Genomic DNA, 392 nt, shown 5'->3' with positions numbered 1-392 from the left:
ATGGTTCAAGTCTTCTCTTTTTAGATATATCTTTGCTCCACCTAAATCTTTTGTCATATTTTCAGCATAATATAAAGAACTTGGTCTTCCAACATAGTCTTTTAGATAATATTTATACTCATCTAAAAATTCCTTATCATTTATAAATTTTTCATAAGCCCCTTCCAATTCATTTAGTGCATTCATTAGCGTTTCTGGAACATATTGTCCTCCAAAATCGTTAAATCTTCCTTTACTCATGTTTTTTACCTCCCCAATTAAATTTCTAATTTTCTTAAAAGATTTGTATTTTCCCCCCATGGAGTTTATTTCTTCTACCCCACTGGATACATCTATTCCTGATAGATTTATTTTTTCTATTATGGATATAGCTTTCCAAATCTCAATTTTTC

The 392-nt window shown here is 29.3% G+C and carries 1 pseudogene; it reads right to left on the bottom strand.

From position 1 onward, the window contains the following. A pseudogene (locus A500_RS20185) lies at positions 1 to 240 on the bottom strand (tryptophan synthase subunit beta); the annotation flags it as partial. Positions 241 to 392 lie beyond the last annotated feature (152 nt).

The organism is Clostridium sartagoforme AAU1 (assembly GCF_000401215.1).
GTDB lineage: Bacteria > Bacillota > Clostridia > Clostridiales > Clostridiaceae > Clostridium > Clostridium sartagoforme.
Note: the sequence above shows the minus strand (reverse complement) of the source record. Positions and strands in the feature narration are given on the sequence as shown.